We start from the raw sequence: 18078 nt of genomic DNA on the forward strand, positions 1-18078 counted from the left end.
GCATGAGACCCTCGGCTACGTTCCACCAGCCGAGTACGAGGCCGCCCTGACCGGCGCCTCACACCCTGCGAGCCAGCCAACCCCGGCCCTCGCAACCAAGTAGGAACAAAACCTGGGGTACTTCAAGGATCAACCGAAGTAGGTGTAAAGCATCAGCCGAACCACTGTCAGACATCAGCCGAAGGCAAAATGTCAGCCATCACCCGCCCTAATACAGGATCTTGTGGTGGGGCGGGCGGGACTTGAACCCGCGACCTACGGATTATGAGTCCGCGGCTCTAACCAACTGAGCTACCGCCCCCGGCACATCGTCGCGGCCCCATGGTCCCACACCGCCACTACGTCGATCGCGATCCAGGGTGCACTCGGCGATTGCCTTGCTCACAGCGACAAATTCGCTGGCAGCGAATAACTCGCTCAGAGGTGGGCACCTAGCGCGCCTCCCCCACGAGACCGGCCCAGCGTCACGCCGTGTCCGCGTACACGGTCTGCCCGTCGGCGTCGATCAAATACCGCTCGGTGCCGTCGGCGACCCGCGGCGCATCGGCCCCCAGCGACACCGCGATCTTGTTGCACGCGTTGCGCATCACGTCCAGCGTCAGCTCCCACGCCTGCTTCTCGGAGAAGTTGTTCCGCATCCCCGCGGCGACGTCGGCGCTGATACGCGACGGCGTCCAGATCAGCGCGTCGACGTACCGCAGCGCCGCCTTGTGCGCGTCACTCAAACCGTCGGCGGATTCGTAGCGCTCGATCTGCTCGTACAAATCCTCGGAGCCGCCGGCGTCCAACGCCCCACCCTCCCGCAACGACTTGCACAGCCGGCAGTTGTGCTGTGCGGCTCCGCGCAGCCGGACGATCTCCGTCGTCACCGGATCGAGCTCACGCAGACGCGCCACTGCCGGCACGAAACCGTTGAGCAACGCGTCTATCGGATCGCCGTCGTGATCCCATTCGGCGACGGCGCCGTTGCCCGGCCTGCCGAGTCCCAGCGCCTCGCAACCCGCCCACACCCGCGGTACGAAGTCGGCGATGAACATCGCCGCCACCACTCGAAACGCCTTGTCGCCGAGCGCTTCCACGAAACGCGACCGCTGGTTGGCGCCGATCCCGCTCACGTCGACGGCGAACTGCTCGGCGAACGCCCCCACCACCATTTCGGTCTCCGACGACCTGTCGAGTAGATCGACCTCCACCGGCAACGGCCGCAGCGACAGCGCCCTGCCGCAGGTCAGCCGGATCAGCGTGTCGAGTCGGCCGTCGCCCGACGACATCGCCACCAGGCCCGCGATCCGATCGACCACTCCGTCATCGCCCACCCAAGGATTATTGCGCCTGACTGACCGACGACATGTGGAAGTCGGGAATCCGCAGCGTCGGCATGGCCGCCCGCGTCGCCCAGTCACCCCACTCGCGCGGCAGCGTGGTCTCGCTCACCCCCGCCTCGGTCGCCCGGCGCAGCAGGTCCAGCGGGCTCTCGTTGAAGCGGAAGTTGTTGACCGCGGCCCTCACCTCGCCGTCCTCGACCAGGTACACGCCGTCGCGGGTGAGCCCCGTCAACAACAGCACCGCCGGGTCCACCGTGCGGAGGTACCACAACGTGGTCAGCAGCAGACCTCGCTCGGTGTTCGCGATCATGTCCGCCAAGCCGGCCGCGCCGCCGGTCATCAGCAGGTTGTCGGCCGGCACCGCGACAGGCTCGCCGAACTCGGCCGCCGCCGCCCGCGGATAGGCCAGCGCGTTGATCGTGCCGTCGCGCACCCAGTCCACCCGGCCGATGTCCATCCCGTTGTCGAAGACCGACACCCGCTCCGACGATGTCGACGCCGCCACGAACGGCGCACACGCCAACCCCTCGGCGAACGGGTCGGAGTACAGCGTCAACGGCAGGTCGGTGAGCTTTTCCCCCACGCGCGTCCCCCCGCCCGGCGCCGACAACGCCGTACGGCCCTCCTGCGCGCCGCGGCCGTCCATCGACCAGGTCAGGTAGATCATCAGGTCCGCCACCGTCGACGGCGGCAGCAGCGTCTCGTAACGCCCCGCCGGCAGTTCGACGGTGCGGTGCGCCCAGCCCAGCCGGGTCGACAACTGTTCGAGCATCGAATCCGTTGGCACATCGAGGAAGTCGGCGGTGCTCACACCGGCCCACGCGCTTGCCCCGTCGCGTTTGGCGTTGATCTCCACCGACCCCGTCGGCTCGGTGTAGCGCCGCCGCAACCCGCCCGAGGTGGCCACGAACGTCGTCTCCAGGATGTGGCGGGCATACCCGTACAACTGGTCGGGGCCACCGAACTCCCGCGCCAGTCGGTCGGTCACCGGCCCGAACACCTCCACCCCGGTGCCGGGCAGCGGCGCATCCCAGTCCGCGGGCGGCTCGCCGGCCGCCAGCAGGGGCGCACCGTCGCGCGCCTGGGGCGCCGAGCGCGCCGCCTCCTGCGACGCGGCCACCAGTCCGGCGATCGTCGACGGGTCCACCTCGCTGGACCGAACCGACCCGACGTAGGCGTCCTGGCCCCTGCGCACAATCGAAATGACCGTGGTACGACGACTTGTCGACTCACCGTTGGTCGTCATCGAGTTGCCCGCCCACCGCAGCGACGCATCCGAACGATCCGTCACCAGGACGATCGTCTCGTCGGCCCGGCCCAGTCGGCCCGCCTCGGCCAGCGCGGTATCCACCACTTGCTGTGCACCGATCACGACCTACCGCCCACCCTCGGTTCGCGTGTTGAGCACGCTGACACCGCGAAACAACGCCGACGGGCAGCCGTGGCTGACCGGGGCGACCTGTCCCGGCTGGGCCTTACCGCAGTTGAACGCCCCGCCCAGCCGCCAAGTCGACGGTCCGCCGACGGCCTCCAGCGAGCCCCAGAAGTCCGTCGTCGTCGCCTGGTACGCCACGTCGCGCACCTGGCCGTCGAGTCGGCCGTCGCGGATCCGGAAGAACCGCTGGCCGGTGAACTGAAAGTTGTACCGCTGCATGTCAATCGACCAGCTCTTGTCGCCGACGATGTAGATACCGTCGGCCACCCGCGCGATGAGGTCGTCGGTGCTGACGTCCTCGGCGGCCGGCTCCAGCGACACGTTGGGCATCCGCTGGATCGGCACGTGGTGCGGCGAGTCGGCATAGGAACAGCCGTTGGACCGGCCCACACCCAGCCGCGGCCCGAATACCCGGTCCAGCTGGTAGCCGACGAAGATGCCGTCGCGCACCAGATCCCACTTCTGCGCGCGCACCCCCTCATCGTCGAAACCGACGGTGGCCAGACCGTATTCGACCGTACGGTCGGCCGTCACGTTCATCACCGGCGAGCCGTAGCGCATCGTGCCGAGCTTGTCCGGCGTCGCGAACGACGTGCCCGCGTACGCCGCCTCGTAGCCGATCGCACGGTCGTATTCGGTGGCGTGCCCGATCGATTCGTGGATCGTCAACCAGAGGTTCGACGGGTCGATCACCAGATCGATGGGCCCGGCGACGACGCTCGGCGACCTGACCTTCTCGGCCAGCAGCGACGGCAGCGCGGCCAGTTCGTCGGTCCAGTTCCACACCTCGTCGGAGGCGACGACTTCCCAGCCCCTCGCCGTCGGCGGCGCCAGCGTGCGCATGGTGTCGAACGTGCCGGCCGCGGCGTCGACGGTGACGGCCTCCAGCGACGGCAGGATCCGCACCCGCTGCTGGGTGATCGACGAGCCGAACGTGTCGGCGTAGAAGGTCTGCTCCTTGACGGCGTTCAACGACGCCGCGACGTGGTCGACACCGCCGGCGGCCGACAGCCGCCCGGAGTACTCGCTGAGCACCTCGAGCTTCTCGGGGGTGGCGATGGCGAACGGGTCGATCCGGTAGTCCGACACCCAGCTCACGTCGTCATAGACCGGCTCGGCAGCCAGCTCGATGCGCTCGCCGTTCAGCGGCGCCAGTGTCGCGGCCACCGTGACGGCGCGGCGGGCGGTCGCGGCCGCCACGTCGGCGCTCAGCTCGGCGTGGGACGCGAAACCCCAGGTGCCGTCGACGATCACCCGCACGGCCATGCCGATCTCACGGTCGACGACGGCGGCTTCGAGCTCACCGTCGCGCAGCTGCATGAACTCCGTGGTGATCGCATGGAGGCGCAGATCGGCATAGCCGGCCCCGGCGGCCAGTGCCGCGGACAACGCCGCGTCGGCCAGGGCGTGTCGCGGCAACGCGAGAAACTCGGCGTCCACTCGACGGGTCGCTGTCACGCCACCAAACTTAGCGGCACTCGAGACGTCACCGAGTGACGGCGCTGGTTCCCGCGACCGTCAACTCCAGCGCCAGCGCCGCCCCACACACCACGGACACGATCAGGAACGCCCACCAGTCGACGGCTTTCGGCCGCGACGGCGCCGCAGAGATCTGTCCCGCCCCGCCGCGTGCGGTGATGGCATCACCCATCTCGTCGGCCCGCCGCAGCGCGACCGTGATGGCCGCCGCCAGCAGGTCGATCGCCTCCAGCCACCACCGGCGCCACCGGCCCCGGCGGCGTGTCCGCACTTCCTTCGGCCGCAGGCTGCGCGCGGCGTAGAGCACCCGGAACTCGTCGATCAGCATCGGGAAGGCGCGCAGCGCCAACGCCAGCGCGACGGCCCAGTCGTCGACGGGTACCCGCAGCGGACGCAGCGGGCGCCCCAATGTTGCGACGGCGGGGGCGATTTCGGCGACGTTGGTGGTGAACGACACCATCGCGCCGAGGCCAAGCAACACGATCGACAGCGCGGTGATCCGCAGGAAGTTCAGCAACCCGCCCAGCCCGACCTCGACCGAGCCGAAATCGATCACGGGGTTGCCGCCTGCGAAGGTGGCGGTCAGCCCGCCGAAGAACACCAGGATCCACAGCCATCCCGGAATCGATGGCAGCGCGCCCCGCGGAATGTTCGCCAGCCACGCGGCCACCAGCACCAGCGCCGCGACCGCCCCGATCGGCACCCAGCCGGGATAGAAGGTCAGCAGCACGCCGATCAGCGCGACCAGCGTCAACTTCGTGCCGGCCCACAGATCGTGGATGACGGTGGGCCCGGGCACCGGCCGCAGCAGCACGACCGGTCGGCGCTGGCGCCGGCCGCCCGTCAACGCGGTCATGACCGGCCTCCGGCGGCCGTGGGTGCGGGCACCAGCACGCCGCCCTCCAGATGCAGTGTGCGCGGGCACAACTCCTCGAGACCGGAGAAGTCGTGCGATATCACGACGACGGTCAGCCCGGCGTTGCGGCGCAGATCCTCCAGCAGCCGCAGCAGGCCGCGCGCGCTCGCCGCGTCCAGGCCGGCCAGCGGCTCGTCGAGGATCAGCGCGCGCGGTGAGCGGGCCAGCAGCCCGGCGAGCACCACCCGGCGCATCTGCCCGCCGCTGAGCTGGTCGATGCGCCGTTTGGCCAGCGCCGGATCCAGGCCGACGGTCGACAGCGCATCGGCGACGCGGGCGCGGTCGCGGGCAGAGAACCCCGCGGCCGAGGCGACTTCGAGGTCGACCCTGCTGCGCATCAGCTGCAGTCGGGCGGCCTGGAACGAAATGGCCACGGCGCCAACCTGATCGGTGGCGGGTGCGCCGTCGAGCAGGCATACGCCGGCGGTCGGCTCGGCCAGGCCCGCCATGATCCAGGCCAGCGTCGACTTGCCCGACCCGTTGAGACCGTGGATCAGCACACCGTCGCCCTCGTGCACGGTGAAGTCGATGTCGCGCAGCGCGGTGGTGGCCCACGGGGTTCCGCTGCCGTACTCGTGGCTGACCCCGCGCAGTTCGAGCACCGGGTTCTCCGACCGGTGCCCCGGTGCGACTGTCGCGGTGGGCGCGGCCGCGGTCTCGACCATGTCGGTGTTGTCGTCCCCGCCGCTCGTGCCGGTGAGGTCGACGGTGCGGTCGGCCGCATCGGCCTCGTCGTTGTAGTGCGTGATGTGCACCAGCGACATCTGGTGGTGGCGGGTCAGACCCGACAGCACCGCCATCAGCCCGTCGCGGCCCTCCTGGTCGACCATGCTGGTGACCTCGTCGGCGATCAGCAGCGACGGTTCGCGGGCGAGCGCCGCCGCCACCGCGAGGCGCTGCAGCTCTCCGCCGGACAGCCCGCCGGTGTCGCGTTCGGCCAGCCCGTCGAGCCCCACCTCGCTGAGCAGCCGGTGCACATCGGTGGCCTCGCCCGGGGGCAGTCCCCAGACGACGTCGTCGGCGACGCGGGTGCCCAGCACCTGGCTCTCGGGGTGTTGCATGATCACCGCCGTACCGCCCAGCCGGCCCAGCCCGACGGCGCCGGGCCGCTCGATGGTGCCCGACGTGGGTTCGCGCCCGGCCAGCATCAGCATCAGCGTCGTCTTGCCCGACCCGTTGGCTCCGGTCACCGCCAGGTGCTCGCCGGGTTCGACGGTCATCGACAGCGGCCCGAGCGCGTCGTGGTCGGCCTTCGGGTAGCGGAACCGGACGTCGCGCAGGCGTGCGGGCACCGGGGCGATCTCGCCGGCGTCGGTCGACGACTCCAGCTTGTGCACGTCGGGGATGCCGAGCAGGCGCTCCATCACCCGCGACAGCGCCCACCAGCCCACCAGGCTGACGAACGTGATCGACAGCACGCCGGCGCCGAAGAACAGCAGCGGCCAGTAGTCCAGGGCGGTCGCGAAGTCGCGCTTGAGCTGCTCGGCCAGGCCCTGCATCTGCGGGATGCGGGCCAGGATCGCCGCGGTGCCCTCGACGTTGGCGGTGACCGATTCGAAGATCAGGTTCCGCAGCCGGACCAGGACGGTCAGCGCCGCGACGATGGCGGCGCCGAACACCGCACCGGCGACGATCGCGACGAACAGCACCGTCACGGTGCCCCGGCCCCGCCGCTTGACGATGCCGGTGAGCCCACCGATGTAGGCGCAGTTCACCACGGTCATGAAGCCGCCCATGCCGGCGATCAGGAACGCGATGATGCCGCCTGCGACGGTGGCGGTGAGCAGCACCCGAAGCCGGTAGCGATAGGCCAGCAGGCCCATCGGGACGGTGCCGAGCAAAGACAACGCCGCCGCGAACGGAACGACGACGGCGATGATGGCGGTCGCCGCGCACAGCGCCGCCATGACCGAGGCCTGCGCGAATTCGACGGGACGCAACGGACCGCTCGGTCGAGCCTGGCCCCCGGTCGCGGTCATTGCACGATTCTGCCAGCAGGACGCCGAGAGCCTCCAACACGCTGCGATCCGACGCGCATAAGCGCGCCGTTTGAGACACATAGCAACACTATGTAATCTGGCGGCATGAGCCAGACCCTCGGAGCCGATCTGCTGTCGGTGGTGGCGCGGATCAATCGACTGGCGACCCAGCGGGCGCGTATGCCGCTCGGATTCGCCCAGGCACGCCTGCTGTCCACCATCGAGGACCAGGGCGCCACGCGGATCTCCGATCTGGCCGCGCTCGACCACTGCTCACAGCCGACGATGACGACGCAGGTGCGCCGCCTCGAGGATGCCGGACTGGTGTCGCGCACGGTCGACCCGCAGGACGGACGGGCGGTCCTCATCGAGATCACCCCGAGGGGTGTCGCGACCTTGCGACAGGTCAGGGTCGACCGCGGCGCGGCGATCGACCCCTATCTGGAGCGGCTCTCCGAAGCCGACCGGCAGACACTCGGCGACGCCGTGATCGTGCTGCGCCGGCTCCTGGAGGACGCGGCTGCTGCGAACTCCATCACCAAGTGATCGATAACCGAAAACGGGGAATGTCCGCGCGAATTCAACCGCTTTGTCTCCTCGGACGTGAGACGATTCGCCATGGCCGATAAATGGTTCTCCGACGTTGGTGCGCCGGGACAGTTGACCCTCGTGGATCTGTGCGACCAGATCGAGCAGAAGATTCACCTTCGCACCGACAATCAGAAACCGCCGCAGGAGTTTCCGAGCTGGCAGTCGTGCGTGGAAGATCGGGACATCACCATCGCCAAGTTGAGCGCGGCCGTGGTCAACCTGTGCCAGATGGTGAAGTACCTGGCATCCGAGCGGCAGGGCGACGGCTAGCCCGTCACCACGCCGACCCGCGATGCCATCCACCTACAGACTCCTTCAGGTCGCGCTCGCCGTCTTCGGTGTGGTTGCGCTCTGCGTCTATCCCCTGGCGCTGGTCTGGCCGTCGGGGTGGGCGTGGCATTCCGGCGCGCCGTACGAGTCGCAGTACTTCATGATGATCGTGGGTCTGTACGCGACATTGGGCGTCTTCCTGATCAACGCGGCGCGGAACCCCGCGGCCCATCTCAGTCTGATCTGGTTCGCGGTGTGGTCCAGTGTCGTACACGGCGCGATCATGACGGTGCAGTCCTTCGGCGACGGCCACATCGGGCACCTGTGGGGCGATGTCGCGGCGCTGCTCTTGATGGCCGTCGTCCTGTCCGTTCTCGTGCTCTCGTCCGGGGTCAGGCAGTCCGCGTCCGCGCCGGGGCCCGCACGCTGAGCGCGTCGGGCATCGCCTCGTGCAGATCAGCCAGCCGTGGAATCGAGGGTGAGCTGATCTTTGTGGAAGTCAAAGTGCTGCCCGGGGAAGCGGTAGACGTCGGCCAAAGTCATGTAGTCCGCGAAAAACGGATCCCATCGCGTCGGGAAGCACATGCCGCGCCGGAGGCTCGCATCGCTTTCCCGCGCCAGTTTGCGCTGTAACGACGCGGTCATGCGGTCCAGTTTCGCGCCCATCCGCCTGCGGTTGAAGACCAGCGCTGCAGCGCATGAGCCGTAGTAATTGATGACATCGAACGGCTTCGTCGCAGCGTTCAGGGCACGGGCGAACACGCGACTGGCGTTGACCGGCAGTCGACCGAAGATCTTCACCAGGATCAGCAGCCGTCGCACGACCATGTAGCCGAAAACCATGTGAAACAACAATTGTTCGTTCGTCCAACGGGTGCCGCGGGTCGGCTCGGCCCAGGCGTCTCGGCCGTCGGCCCCGGCGAGCAGACGGTGGAACTCGACCCGCGCCCGCGCCAAGTCGGCGGCGATCGGTCCGCGATCGATGGTCGTGTCACCCTCGCGGGTCACATGTCGAGGTTACGCCGGACGGTCACCGTCGTCAGCGGCGACAGCTAGAAGGCGAACGCCACGATCTGGGTGAGTTGCCGCGGCGCGAAGTTGTCGTCGCTGACGAGGATCAGCGCGCGGCGCCCGTCGGGCAGCGCCGGGCCGAGCGTGATGCCCTCGATGTTGTCGATCGGGTCGACGGCATCCGGCAATCCCAACAGCAGGGTCTTGGTCATGGTTCGCGGCGGTGGGCCCTGCAGCGACGGGCGACCGAGTACGTCCTCGGCGTCGCCGACGCTGACCCGGTAGACGCCGGCCTGCACGCGGTCGCCGTAACCGCGCTCGACGGCCAGGAAGTTCTGCTCGTCGAGCGCGACGAGGTCGGTCAGCCCGTTGTCGCCCCGCGGCCCGGATCGGACCTTCTCGAGCGGGTAGGCGTACTGCGCAGTGGCGGTTCGTGTTTCGACGTCGAAGCGGGTGATCCTGGTGAGCGTCCCGGCTTCCGCGGTCGGCAGCGCACCGTCCTGGTGACCGGGGCCTTCCATCGCCGCCCAGAGGTGTCGGCCGTCCGGCGTCAGCGTCAGGCCCTCCAACGCGCGGTTCTGCCGCGGCCCGGTCGGCCCGTCGGTCATGCGCAGCATGTCCGGCAGCACGAACTCCCCGACGTATGAGCCGTCGAGGGTGGCGATGCGCACCGACGGATCGCGCACGAGGGCCCCGTCGCGCTCACCCTCGCTCGACCAGTACAGCAACCGCCGGGCACCGTCGACGGCGATGCCCTCCGGGTCGGGCGGCACGACCGGCGGCCGGGCGGAAGCGTCCAGCGGCGGAAACGGCTGGCCGCCGCGGTCCAGCAGGGGGTATGTGGCGACGACGTCCACACCGTCGATCCGGTTGTCGGACAGCCTGATCCGCGCGGTGTAAAAGCGCGCCGAGCTGTGCGCCGAGCGGTCGTCGCTGATGACGTAGTATAGGTCGCTGTCGACGTCGTAGCTGATGCCCGACAGCCCCCCGATGACGGTTCCGTCGAACGGCGCACCGTGCGCGATCCGCATCTGGCCGAGGTACTGCGGCGCGTCCTGCTGCGCCGTGCTCGGCGCGGTCGCGCAGCCGGCTACCACCAGGCCGCACACCAGCAGGCTGGGGCAACGCAGCACTACAGCACTGTACCGACCATGCTGCCGACCAGATAGGTAGCGGCGATGGCGACGGCCCCGAGCGCCAACTGACGCAACGAGGCGAACCATGCCGGCCTGCTGGTGAACCGGGCCGCCAGACCGCCGGCGATGAGCAGGCCGACGCCGCCGCAAGCCAGCCCCACCCACAACGACTCGAAGCCCAGCAGATACGGGATCAACGGGATGATCGCGCCGATCGCGAACATGATGAACGACGACCAGGAAGCGACCCACGGCGACGGCTTCTCGCGCGGGTCGACCCCCAACTCCTGGGTGACGTGCACGTTGAGGGCACGGTCCTCGTCGCGGTGAATCTCTTCGGAAGCTCGCTCGGCGGTCTCCGCGGTCATGCCCATCTCGACGAACATCCACACCAGTTCGGTCTGCTCGGCCTCGAGATGGGTGCGCAGCGCCCGGCGTTCCAGCCGGACCTCGGAGTCGATCTGCTCGTTGGCCGTGGTGACCGAGGTGTACTCGCCGAGCGCCATCGAGAACGCCCCGGCGAGCAGCCCGGCCACGCCGCCTAGCACGACGGTCGGGGCGTCGGCGGCGGCGGCGACGCCGGCGATCAGTGCGGTGTTGCTGACGAGCCCGTCCATCGCCCCGAACGTCGCGGCCCGCAGCCAGCCACCGGACACATCCGAGTGTCGGTGACCAGGGATGTGCGGCATTCCGGTGGGCGATACCGGCGCCTTCTCCGACTCGCTCATACCGCGATTCAACGCCATGGACCCGGTCCGGGCTAGCCAGGCTCGCCTTGGTTTGTGACATCACAGTTTGCAAAGCGTTTCCGGCGGCTACCGTCGAGTCATGACCACCACTGCGGATCATCTGCGCAACGCGCTCGACGGCCGTTGGCGCGATGTGAAGAACAAGATGCGCGACGAACTCTCCGGCGAGGTCTTCCGCCCGCACTACACACCCAACACCGTCATCGCCCGCACCAAGGTGGCGGAGCAGATGAAGATCATGGCGGCCCACGGGTCGGCCGAGGACGGGTTCAAGAAGGAACACGGCGGCAACGGCGACGTCGGTGCAGCGGTCACCCAGATCGAGATGCTGGCGATGTCTGATCTGTCCCTGATGGTCAAGGCGGGGGTGCAGTGGGGGCTTTTCGGCGGCGCGGTCGAGAACCTGGGCACCGAGCGTCACCACGAGGCCTACGTCAAGAAGATCATCGACCTGGATCTGCTCGGCTGCTTCGCGATGACCGAGACCGGTCACGGCAGCGACGTGCAGTCGCTGGAGACCACCGCGACCTACGACCCGGCCACCCAAGAGTTCGTCATCGACTCGCCGACGCGCACCTCACGCAAGGACTACATCGGCGGCGCAGCCGAAACCGCGCGGGTGGCAGCGGTTTTCGCGCAACTCATCACGCCGGACGGCGTCGGCCACGGGGTGCACTGCTTCATCGTGCCGATCCGCGACGACGAGGGCACCGACCTGCCCGGCGTGACCACCTCGGATTGCCACTACAAGGGCGGCCTGCCGGGCGTCGACAACGGCCGCATCCAGTTCGACAACGTCCGCATTCCCCGCGAGAACCTTCTCAACAAGTACGCCGACGTCGCCGAGGACGGCACGTACTCCTCGCCGATCGAGAACCCGAACCGGCGCTTTTTCACCATGCTGGGCACGCTGATCCGCGGGCGGGTCACCGTCGGCGGCAGCGCCGGCGCCGCGGCGCGGGTGGCGCTCGACATCGCGACGCGGTATGCCTTGCAGCGCAGGCAGTTCTCCGCGCCCGACGACGAGGGCGAAGTGCTGCTGATGGACTATCTGGTGCACCAGCGTCGGCTGTTCCCGCTGATCGCCCGGTCCTATGCGCTGCAGTTCGCACAGAACGAGTTGGTGGCCAGGTGCCACGACCTGCAGACCGCCGACGATCCCGACCCCGAGGAACAACGCGAGCTGGAGTCACGGGCCGCCGGACTGAAGGCCGCCAACACCTGGCACGCCACCCGCGCCATCCAGGAAGCTCGCGAAGCCTGCGGCGGCGCAGGATATCTCGCCGAGAACCGGCTGATCGCCCTGAAGGCCGACACCGACGTGTTCACCACGTTCGAGGGTGACAACCACGTGCTGACCCAGCTGGTCGCCAAAGAGCTGCTCACCGCGTACGCCGACGACATCAAGGGGATGAGTCCCGTCGAGTGGGTGCGGTTCGCAGCCAACTTCGCCGGCGAGCGGGTGCTCAAACGCACTGCGGCCGAGACGATCATGCAGACCATCCTCGACACCCGGCAGGACAACGAGGAGGAGGGCAGCCTTTTCAACCGCGGCACCCAGGTCAAGATGTTCGAGGACCGCGAGGAGTACATGACCTCGACGGTGGCGCGCCGGCTGCAGGGCAAGTCGAAGGAGATGAGCGCGTTCGACGCGTTCAACGCCGTGCAGGACCACGTGCTGCACACCGCTCGTGTGCACATCGACCGGATCGTGCTCGAAGCGTTCATCGCCGGCATCGACGCCTGCGAGGACGAGGAGGCCCGCAACATCCTCAACATGGTCTGCGACATCTATGCGTTGTCGGTGATCGAGGAAGACCGGGCGTGGTTCATGGAACACCGCTTCCTGTCCACTGAGCGCGCCAAGGCCGTCACCCGCGGCGTCAACGAACGGTGCCGCGACCTGCGCCCGTACGCCGAACTGCTGGTCGACGGGTTCGGAATCCCCGAGCAGTTGCGTTACGCGGAGATGCTGCACCCGGAGAAGATCCCCGACGCCGACGAGCACCAGGAGAAGGACGCGACAAGCGCGGGCACCATCGCGCCCTGACGCCCGCTACGTGTTCGGAATCGGATCCAGCGCCTCGAGTTTGCCGTCGCGAATCGTGAACCGCGCGGAGCCGATTCCGGTGGGACAGCACGCCGGCTCCTGCGTCTGTCGCCACTGGTACTGCACGACGGCCATGTCGTTGCCCTGCGGTGTCACCGTGATGTAGGGCCGCGGGTCGGGCGTGGGCGTGCCGAGCGGAGCGTTGCGGTCGAAGAACAGCACCTGCTGCGGGCTGTCGGAGGCGTCGCCGGCGGTGACGACCACCCAGTGCAGCCGGCAGTCCGCGGCGTGTCCGCGGGACGCCTCGCGCCACGGGCCGCCGGGAAGCCGCCGGATCTCGTTGTCGAGCGCCGCGGCGGTCGGCCCGTCGGCCGTCGTGCAGGCGACCGAGGTGGTGGGTGACGCCGACGGCGGGCTCCACCCGCAGCCTGCCGAGACCGAACCGAGCAAAAGCACGACGGCGAGCGCGCCGAGAAGTCGCATGGATCCGAGCTTACGGAGGCGCGGTGCGGCCCGTCATCGACAGATGACGGGCCGCGTCTGGAGCCGGGTCTAACCGGTGGCGTGTTGCTTCTTGCCGTAGACGCGTTCGGTCAGCGAGGTGTCCCCGTGAATCTCGATTCGCACGGTCTTGCCGTCGCGGATCGTGAAGACGTCGGCATCGCGTCCGGTCTCTCCGCCCGCCGTCACCTGTGTCAAGGCGACGACGGTGTCGCCCTCGGCCACGAGGCGGTCGAGTTTGACCGTCAGCTGCTTTTCGGCCATCCGCCCGAAGTGCTCCATGACTTCGGTCTTGCCGTGGAACGTGCCGCTGATCGCGCTGTCGCCCGGCTGAATCCATTCGACGTCGTCGTCGAACAGCTCCATCACCGCCTGGATGTCGCCTGCGGCGAACGCCTCGTATCCCCGTTGAACGAGTTGCTTGTTATCCTGCTCGGACATTTTCGATCCCTTCGTGCGCATCCGATAGTTCGGCCGCGACGGGCGTGGCCGGTCTGGGGAGTCGCACGGTGCAGCTCCCGGATCAGTCAGACCGTTCGCCGCCGCATCGATTGTCTCCCTGTCCGATGGCGATGATGCGGTTTTCACACAATCCGCGAATCCGTTGTTGCGCAATCACATACGCTGAAGTCTGGTTGCGTTCGATGCACGGATGACGCAGACCCTTCTCGTCCACCCGCCGGCGAATTTGCTGATTGGCGAGTGCGCCGCCCCCTCCGGACATGGTTTCTTGGGATCGGTAGCACACCGGGCCGGATGTACTGACTCGCAGTGGCGGGCCAACGGGCCGCCGGAGGGAAGGACACCGACGATGAACCGAGTCGCACGGTTTGCCACAGCGCTGGCCGCGGCCGCAGGTGTGGGATTGGCCGGGCCGGCGACGGGCACGGCCCACGCCCAGGGACCCAGCTACCAGGGGGGCAACTGCCCGGGCGGCATGACCTGCACTCACTGGTTTCCCGGTGACCCTGCTCCCCCTGGTGCCCAGGTACTGAGGTGGGACTGGAACGTCCCGCACGACTGGTACTGGAACTCCGACGGCATCGTCGACGTCACCACCAACACGATGTACCCGTGGAACGGCACGGGTCCGCGACCGGCCGCACCGCCGCCGCCGGTGCTGGGTTCGCCGCCCCCGCCGCTGCAGAAGCCGCCGGGAACGCCGTTCTGCAGCCCGCGCGGTGCGCTGATCATCATCCCGCCGATCTGCGACGAGATCGGCGTCGACTGGCCGCCCGGATCGGTGAAACGGTAGAAGACGCGCGTCGGCCCGCCGTCTGTGAGGGGTGATGGCGGGCCGGCCGCGACACCTCTGCGGTCAGGCGCGAACCCACAGGCAGTAGCCCGCCAGTTCGATCGTGAACGTTCTCGGCGGCAGTTCGACGGCGAGCGGCTGTCCGGGCTGCCCCTCGTCGGTGTGCGCGGCGCTGAGCTCGCCGGGGCTGACCACGACTTGGTGCTGCGCGCGGCAGACGCTGCTCGAATCCTGCGGTGTGCCAACCCAATTGCCCGCCGCAAGGTTGGGGTTCCGCTGTCCCTGACCGTGCAGCTTCAGCGGCGGCCCGGTACTCAGCCACCGGTCGGCCGGTGGCTGCGGAGTGGTCTGGGGCTGCCAAGCAAAGTTCTGGCACACCGAAGGCATGGTGGCGCCGGGTAGCCAGGTCATGACCCCCGCCCGCTCGGCGGTGCACGCGTCACTGGCCTGCGCCGGTCCGGGATCCGCCGGCCCCGCGGGCTCTGCCGGTTCGGCACACGCGACGGGTGCGCTGCACAGTGCGATCAGGGTCGCGACCAGCGCCGGCCTCAACACCGGATCAGACCTTCGTCAGGTCCGTGCGCATCAGCATGACGTTGTAGTTGCCCCAATGCGACAGGTTCCAGTACAGGTCGTTGCCGGTGCCCAGCGTCGACGGCGACCACGGGTGCATCATCGGCGCGTAGATGCCCCCGGCCTGCTGGGGCATCAGCACCTTGGCGCTCGACCAGGTGCCCTGCGGGGTGTCGGAGGTGCGCATCACGATGTTGTTGAACTGGTCGCCGTAGAGCACGACGTACTTCTTCAGCGACTTGTTGTACTGCACCGACATCTCGCTGACCTGGTTGCCCGGGTTCGCCACGCCGCACGCGCCCTTGTCCACCCCGAACACCGCGGTCGCCGCACCGGGGTTGTTCTTGTACCAACCGGCCTTGGTGGCCCCCCAACCGAACCAGCCGCCGGCACTGCCCTTGTTGTAGTACTCGTACTGGGACAGGTTCAAGATGTCCTTCTCGGGCACGCGGGACAGATACGCGGCGCCCTGCCGGCCGTTCGGCGTGCCGTACATGTAGACATAGCCGTCGCCGGGCCGCACGAACGCCGACTGCTGGAAGTTGTTGTGGCCCGACCAGGAGTTGTTGTACCGGACGGTTTGCGGTGCGACGTGGAAGGTTTCGCCGTTGTCGTCGGACCAGGCGATCGCCGAGTAATTCGTCGTCCACGTTCCCGGTGCGCCCCACTGACTCACCGACATGAAGCTCACGTACTGGATCGCACCGTATTCCGAACTCGGGTCGGGAACGGAGATGCCGGCCGTCGGGATGAGCGTGACTCCCGCGGGCAGGCCCTCGGGGAAGATGACCTGCCGGGCCCGGTACTGCGTCGGCCCCAGCGGGGCACCGCCGAACATGTTGCCGTTGAACCACTGCCCGTCGGGGATCTCCATTCCGTCGATCAGGATGGTGTCGGAGCTACGGAAGATGGTGTTGGACCGCCAGTCGCCCTGCATGAACGGGCCACCGAAGGTGTCGCCGACCGCGATGAGCACCTGGTGTTCGTCGATCTCCGTCGTCGGATCGTCGGGAATGCCGTTGTCCCACATGATTCCGAGGTCGGTGCCGTACACGCTGTACCGCGAGAGCGTGTTGGCGATCAGCGGGTTGGCGACCGCCGGGTTCTCCGCGCTCGGGTAGAGGTACGGTCCGGTCACCCAGCTCACGAACTGCGTCGACGGGCTGACCTGAGCCGGGAAGGGCGGAGCCGGCGTGGGGATGGCGGGCGCTGCGAGCGCGAGACGGGCCATCGGCGCCATCAACGCTGTCGGCGCCGTGAGCGCCGTCGGCGTCGTCGCCCCACCGGCCAACGCGGTGAAGAACCTGTCGAACTCGCGGCGGGCGAACGCCAGCAGCCCCCAGATCAACGGCGGTTGCGCGGGGCTGGTCGGCGCAGTGCCGGCGAGCGGGTTCAGCACCCAATTCAGTGCGCTGGAAACGATATTCGCGACGGCGGTGAACACGTCGCCAGGCGCGGCGGGCACCTGAGCGGTCGCCGACTCGGCCCTCATGGGCGCATAGCTCTGAGCCCCGGCCGCCGCCAGGGTGCGTGCGTCGGCGAACACCGCCACCTGGGCCGGCTCCTGGACGGTCGCGGCGGGATCCGACAGCGACTCCACCGTGCGGGCGGACAAGGTGGTGGTCGGCTGCGCCTGCCCCGACGTCGGCTGCTGCTGGGGCTGGGAGGCCTCGTTCGACGGTGCGCCGGCAGCGGCCGAACCACCGGCGGAATCCCCGGAGTCCGCCGGTTCCTGCTCGACGTCGGGATCGGCCGTGGCCGTCGGCGCCGGCTCGGCGGTTTCGGAAGGTGGCGGCTCGTCCGGCGTCGGCGCGCTCTCCGATGTCTCGCCGGTGGTTGCACTGCTCGACGTCCCGGTGTTGGTCTGCGCGCTGACGGTCACGCCACCGATGACGCTGGTACTGGTCGTCGTGGAGGTGTTCTCGGGATCGTCGCCCTCGGCACTCGGCGAAGGCTCGGTCTCCGTCGAGGACTCGGTCGCGGTGGTGGATGTGCCGGTGGTCGTCGTTGCCGAGGCAGTGGAGTCACCGGTCGACGATTGCTCGCTGTTGGAGGGGGTGGAGGCGTTCGAGTCGGTGGTCTCGGCTGACGCGACCCCCTGCCCTGTGGCGATCGCCGTTCCCACGCCCAAGGCGACGGCCAACCCGCCGACGCGCCCGATGTACCGTGCTGCTCCCATGTATCCCTCCAAAAGGCAATCCCCCTCCCCGTCAATTCTGCTAATTAAATAGCACCAGGGGACGCTTCACAGCAAAAGGGGCAAAGGTCACACAAACAACAGTGGTCGCTGTAGTCGTGATCTTGATGGGGTTTTGTCGCGTGGCTCCTTGGACCAGCAACGACGCTACGGTGCCAGACCGGCCTTGCGCAGCGCCTCGTCGTACAGGCCGATCGCCTCGCTCAGGCCATCGTTGACCCAGGCGTCGACCATCCCGACATGGTCGGCGACCAGTTGGATCTGGGCGATCCACTGCTGGAATTCGGCATCGCGGCGCAGGCTGTCGATCTGCTCCTGGGATCCCTGGATGAGGATGAAGCCGCCGAGTTCGGTGCTTTGCGGGCGCAGAATCGCCGTGTCGAAGCGCTCGATCGCGTTCGCCTGCTGCAGCCGCTGAAGGTATCCGGTCGTCGTCTCCCGCAGGAGCGCCAGCGCCTCTACTTCACGTCCTCGCGCGGGGATCCCCCACGCGATCCAGAATCCCGTGTCGGCCATGGGTCCATCATCCCGTGCGCCGCGGACATCCGGCGACGAATGGCCCTTTGCCGTGGTCGACGTGACTTTCGGCCCACTCGAGCGGCCGCCGGGCC

The 18078-nt window shown here is 68.5% G+C and carries 18 protein-coding genes and 1 tRNA gene; 5 read left to right on the forward strand and 14 right to left on the reverse strand.

The features are described from left to right. Positions 1 to 224: 224 nt before the first annotated feature. From ABGB19_RS22675 to ABGB19_RS22700, 6 genes are all read right to left on the reverse strand, one after another. A tRNA-Ile gene (locus tag ABGB19_RS22675) sits at positions 225 to 301 on the reverse strand. A 163-nt stretch (positions 302 to 464) separates the two neighbouring features. Then, a complete protein-coding gene (locus tag ABGB19_RS22680; protein WP_347688245.1) occupies positions 465 to 1316 on the reverse strand; it encodes a carboxymuconolactone decarboxylase family protein in 852 nt (283 codons plus the stop codon). Positions 1317 to 1323: 7 nt separating this feature from the next. Then, positions 1324 to 2697, reverse strand: a complete 1374-nt coding sequence (locus ABGB19_RS22685) for a metallopeptidase TldD-related protein (protein ID WP_347688246.1) — start codon at positions 2695 to 2697, stop codon at positions 1324 to 1326. Between the two features lie 3 nt (positions 2698 to 2700). Continuing rightward, positions 2701 to 4218 (reverse strand): TldD/PmbA family protein, encoded by a 1518-nt coding sequence (locus ABGB19_RS22690; protein WP_347688247.1) that lies wholly within the window; start codon positions 4216 to 4218, stop codon positions 2701 to 2703. A gap of 28 nt (positions 4219 to 4246) precedes the next feature. Further along, a complete protein-coding gene (locus ABGB19_RS22695; RefSeq protein ID WP_347688248.1) occupies positions 4247 to 5095 on the reverse strand; it encodes an energy-coupling factor transporter transmembrane protein EcfT in 849 nt (282 codons plus the stop codon). Beyond that, complete coding sequence (locus ABGB19_RS22700; protein ID WP_347688249.1) at positions 5092 to 7134, reverse strand: DUF2232 domain-containing protein; 2043 nt, start codon at positions 7132 to 7134, stop codon at positions 5092 to 5094. Before ABGB19_RS22700 ends, ABGB19_RS22695 begins: the two co-directional genes overlap by 4 nt. A 105-nt stretch (positions 7135 to 7239) precedes the next feature. Here ABGB19_RS22700 and ABGB19_RS22705 point away from each other — a divergent pair, with 105 nt between their 5' ends. The 3 genes from ABGB19_RS22705 (at position 7240) to ABGB19_RS22715 (ending at position 8425) form a co-directional block, all read left to right on the forward strand. Further along, the gene (locus tag ABGB19_RS22705; RefSeq protein WP_347688250.1) at positions 7240 to 7680 is read left to right on the forward strand and encodes a MarR family transcriptional regulator; all 441 of its coding nucleotides are present in this window, start codon (positions 7240 to 7242) and stop codon (positions 7678 to 7680) included. Between the two features lie 72 nt (positions 7681 to 7752). Then, positions 7753 to 7995, forward strand: a complete 243-nt coding sequence (locus ABGB19_RS22710; protein WP_347688251.1) for a hypothetical protein — start codon at positions 7753 to 7755, stop codon at positions 7993 to 7995. Between the two features lie 22 nt (positions 7996 to 8017). After that, complete coding sequence (locus tag ABGB19_RS22715; protein WP_347688252.1) at positions 8018 to 8425, forward strand: DUF6632 domain-containing protein; 408 nt, start codon at positions 8018 to 8020, stop codon at positions 8423 to 8425. Between the two features lie 26 nt (positions 8426 to 8451). On the opposite strand, the gene ABGB19_RS22720 is transcribed toward ABGB19_RS22715, so the two are convergent. The 3 genes from ABGB19_RS22720 to ABGB19_RS22730 all read right to left on the reverse strand — a co-directional run bounded on the left by ABGB19_RS22720 (position 8452) and on the right by ABGB19_RS22730 (position 10870). Next, entirely contained in the window at positions 8452 to 8979 is a 528-nt protein-coding gene (locus tag ABGB19_RS22720; RefSeq protein WP_347688385.1) for a DinB family protein, read from the reverse strand. A 68-nt stretch (positions 8980 to 9047) separates the two neighbouring features. Further along, positions 9048 to 10139: an esterase-like activity of phytase family protein gene (locus ABGB19_RS22725; RefSeq protein ID WP_347688253.1), complete on the reverse strand. Its 1092-nt coding sequence runs from the start codon at positions 10137 to 10139 to the stop codon at positions 9048 to 9050. Further along, a complete protein-coding gene (locus tag ABGB19_RS22730; RefSeq protein WP_347688254.1) occupies positions 10139 to 10870 on the reverse strand; it encodes a VIT1/CCC1 transporter family protein in 732 nt (243 codons plus the stop codon). The genes ABGB19_RS22725 and ABGB19_RS22730 overlap by 1 nt, the downstream gene beginning before the upstream one ends. Before the next feature lie 100 nt (positions 10871 to 10970). On the opposite strand from ABGB19_RS22730, the gene ABGB19_RS22735 reads away from it, so the two are divergent. Further along, positions 10971 to 12941: an acyl-CoA dehydrogenase gene (locus ABGB19_RS22735; RefSeq protein WP_347688255.1), complete on the forward strand. Its 1971-nt coding sequence runs from the start codon at positions 10971 to 10973 to the stop codon at positions 12939 to 12941. A gap of 6 nt (positions 12942 to 12947) precedes the next feature. Here ABGB19_RS22735 and ABGB19_RS22740 read toward each other — a convergent pair whose 3' ends face one another. Both ABGB19_RS22740 and ABGB19_RS22745 read right to left on the reverse strand, forming a co-directional pair. Beyond that, on the reverse strand, positions 12948 to 13424 hold the full coding sequence (locus ABGB19_RS22740; protein WP_347688256.1) for an LppP/LprE family lipoprotein: 477 nt from the start codon (positions 13422 to 13424) through the stop codon (positions 12948 to 12950). Positions 13425 to 13493: 69 nt separating this feature from the next. Continuing rightward, positions 13494 to 13883 carry a nuclear transport factor 2 family protein gene (locus ABGB19_RS22745; protein WP_347688257.1) on the reverse strand — a complete coding sequence of 130 codons (390 nt, stop codon included), beginning with the start codon at positions 13881 to 13883 and terminating at the stop codon, positions 13494 to 13496. Between the two features lie 370 nt (positions 13884 to 14253). Here ABGB19_RS22745 and ABGB19_RS22750 point away from each other — a divergent pair, with 370 nt between their 5' ends. Continuing rightward, entirely contained in the window at positions 14254 to 14697 is a 444-nt protein-coding gene (locus tag ABGB19_RS22750; protein ID WP_347688258.1) for a hypothetical protein, read from the forward strand. A gap of 63 nt (positions 14698 to 14760) precedes the next feature. Here the strand turns inward: ABGB19_RS22750 and ABGB19_RS22755 are convergent, their stop codons facing one another. The 3 genes from ABGB19_RS22755 to ABGB19_RS22765 form a co-directional block, all read right to left on the reverse strand. Beyond that, positions 14761 to 15252, reverse strand: a complete 492-nt coding sequence (locus ABGB19_RS22755; protein ID WP_347688259.1) for a hypothetical protein — start codon at positions 15250 to 15252, stop codon at positions 14761 to 14763. Between the two features lie 4 nt (positions 15253 to 15256). Continuing rightward, the gene (locus ABGB19_RS22760; RefSeq protein WP_347688260.1) at positions 15257 to 17449 is read right to left on the reverse strand and encodes a DUF4185 domain-containing protein; all 2193 of its coding nucleotides are present in this window, start codon (positions 17447 to 17449) and stop codon (positions 15257 to 15259) included. Positions 17450 to 17614: 165 nt separating this feature from the next. Next, positions 17615 to 17983 (reverse strand): hypothetical protein, encoded by a 369-nt coding sequence (locus ABGB19_RS22765; RefSeq protein ID WP_347688261.1) that lies wholly within the window; start codon positions 17981 to 17983, stop codon positions 17615 to 17617. Positions 17984 to 18078: the final 95 nt, after the last annotated feature.

It is taken from the genome of Mycobacterium sp. B14F4 (genome assembly GCF_039871645.1).
In the GTDB taxonomy this organism is placed as follows: Bacteria; Actinomycetota; Actinomycetes; order Mycobacteriales; family Mycobacteriaceae; genus Mycobacterium.

Bases quoted from the DNA above. Each gene is read 5' to 3' on its own strand.
- ABGB19_RS22695 (WP_347688248.1), bottom strand. From the start codon at position 5,095: ATGACCGCGTTGACGGGCGGCCGGCGCCAGCGCCGACCGGTCGTGCTG.
- ABGB19_RS22700 (WP_347688249.1), bottom strand. From the start codon at position 7,134: ATGACCGCGACCGGGGGCCAGGCTCGACCGAGCGGTCCGTTGCGTCCC.
- ABGB19_RS22705 (WP_347688250.1), top strand. From the start codon at position 7,240: ATGAGCCAGACCCTCGGAGCCGATCTGCTGTCGGTGGTGGCGCGGATC.
- ABGB19_RS22710 (WP_347688251.1), top strand. From the start codon at position 7,753: ATGGCCGATAAATGGTTCTCCGACGTTGGTGCGCCGGGACAGTTGACC.
- ABGB19_RS22715 (WP_347688252.1), top strand. From the start codon at position 8,018: ATGCCATCCACCTACAGACTCCTTCAGGTCGCGCTCGCCGTCTTCGGT.
- ABGB19_RS22730 (WP_347688254.1), bottom strand. From the start codon at position 10,870: ATGAGCGAGTCGGAGAAGGCGCCGGTATCGCCCACCGGAATGCCGCAC.
- ABGB19_RS22735 (WP_347688255.1), top strand. From the start codon at position 10,971: ATGACCACCACTGCGGATCATCTGCGCAACGCGCTCGACGGCCGTTGG.
- ABGB19_RS22740 (WP_347688256.1), bottom strand. From the start codon at position 13,424: ATGCGACTTCTCGGCGCGCTCGCCGTCGTGCTTTTGCTCGGTTCGGTC.
- ABGB19_RS22745 (WP_347688257.1), bottom strand. From the start codon at position 13,883: ATGTCCGAGCAGGATAACAAGCAACTCGTTCAACGGGGATACGAGGCG.
- ABGB19_RS22750 (WP_347688258.1), top strand. From the start codon at position 14,254: ATGAACCGAGTCGCACGGTTTGCCACAGCGCTGGCCGCGGCCGCAGGT.
- ABGB19_RS22760 (WP_347688260.1), bottom strand. From the start codon at position 17,449: ATGGGAGCAGCACGGTACATCGGGCGCGTCGGCGGGTTGGCCGTCGCC.
- ABGB19_RS22765 (WP_347688261.1), bottom strand. From the start codon at position 17,983: ATGGCCGACACGGGATTCTGGATCGCGTGGGGGATCCCCGCGCGAGGA.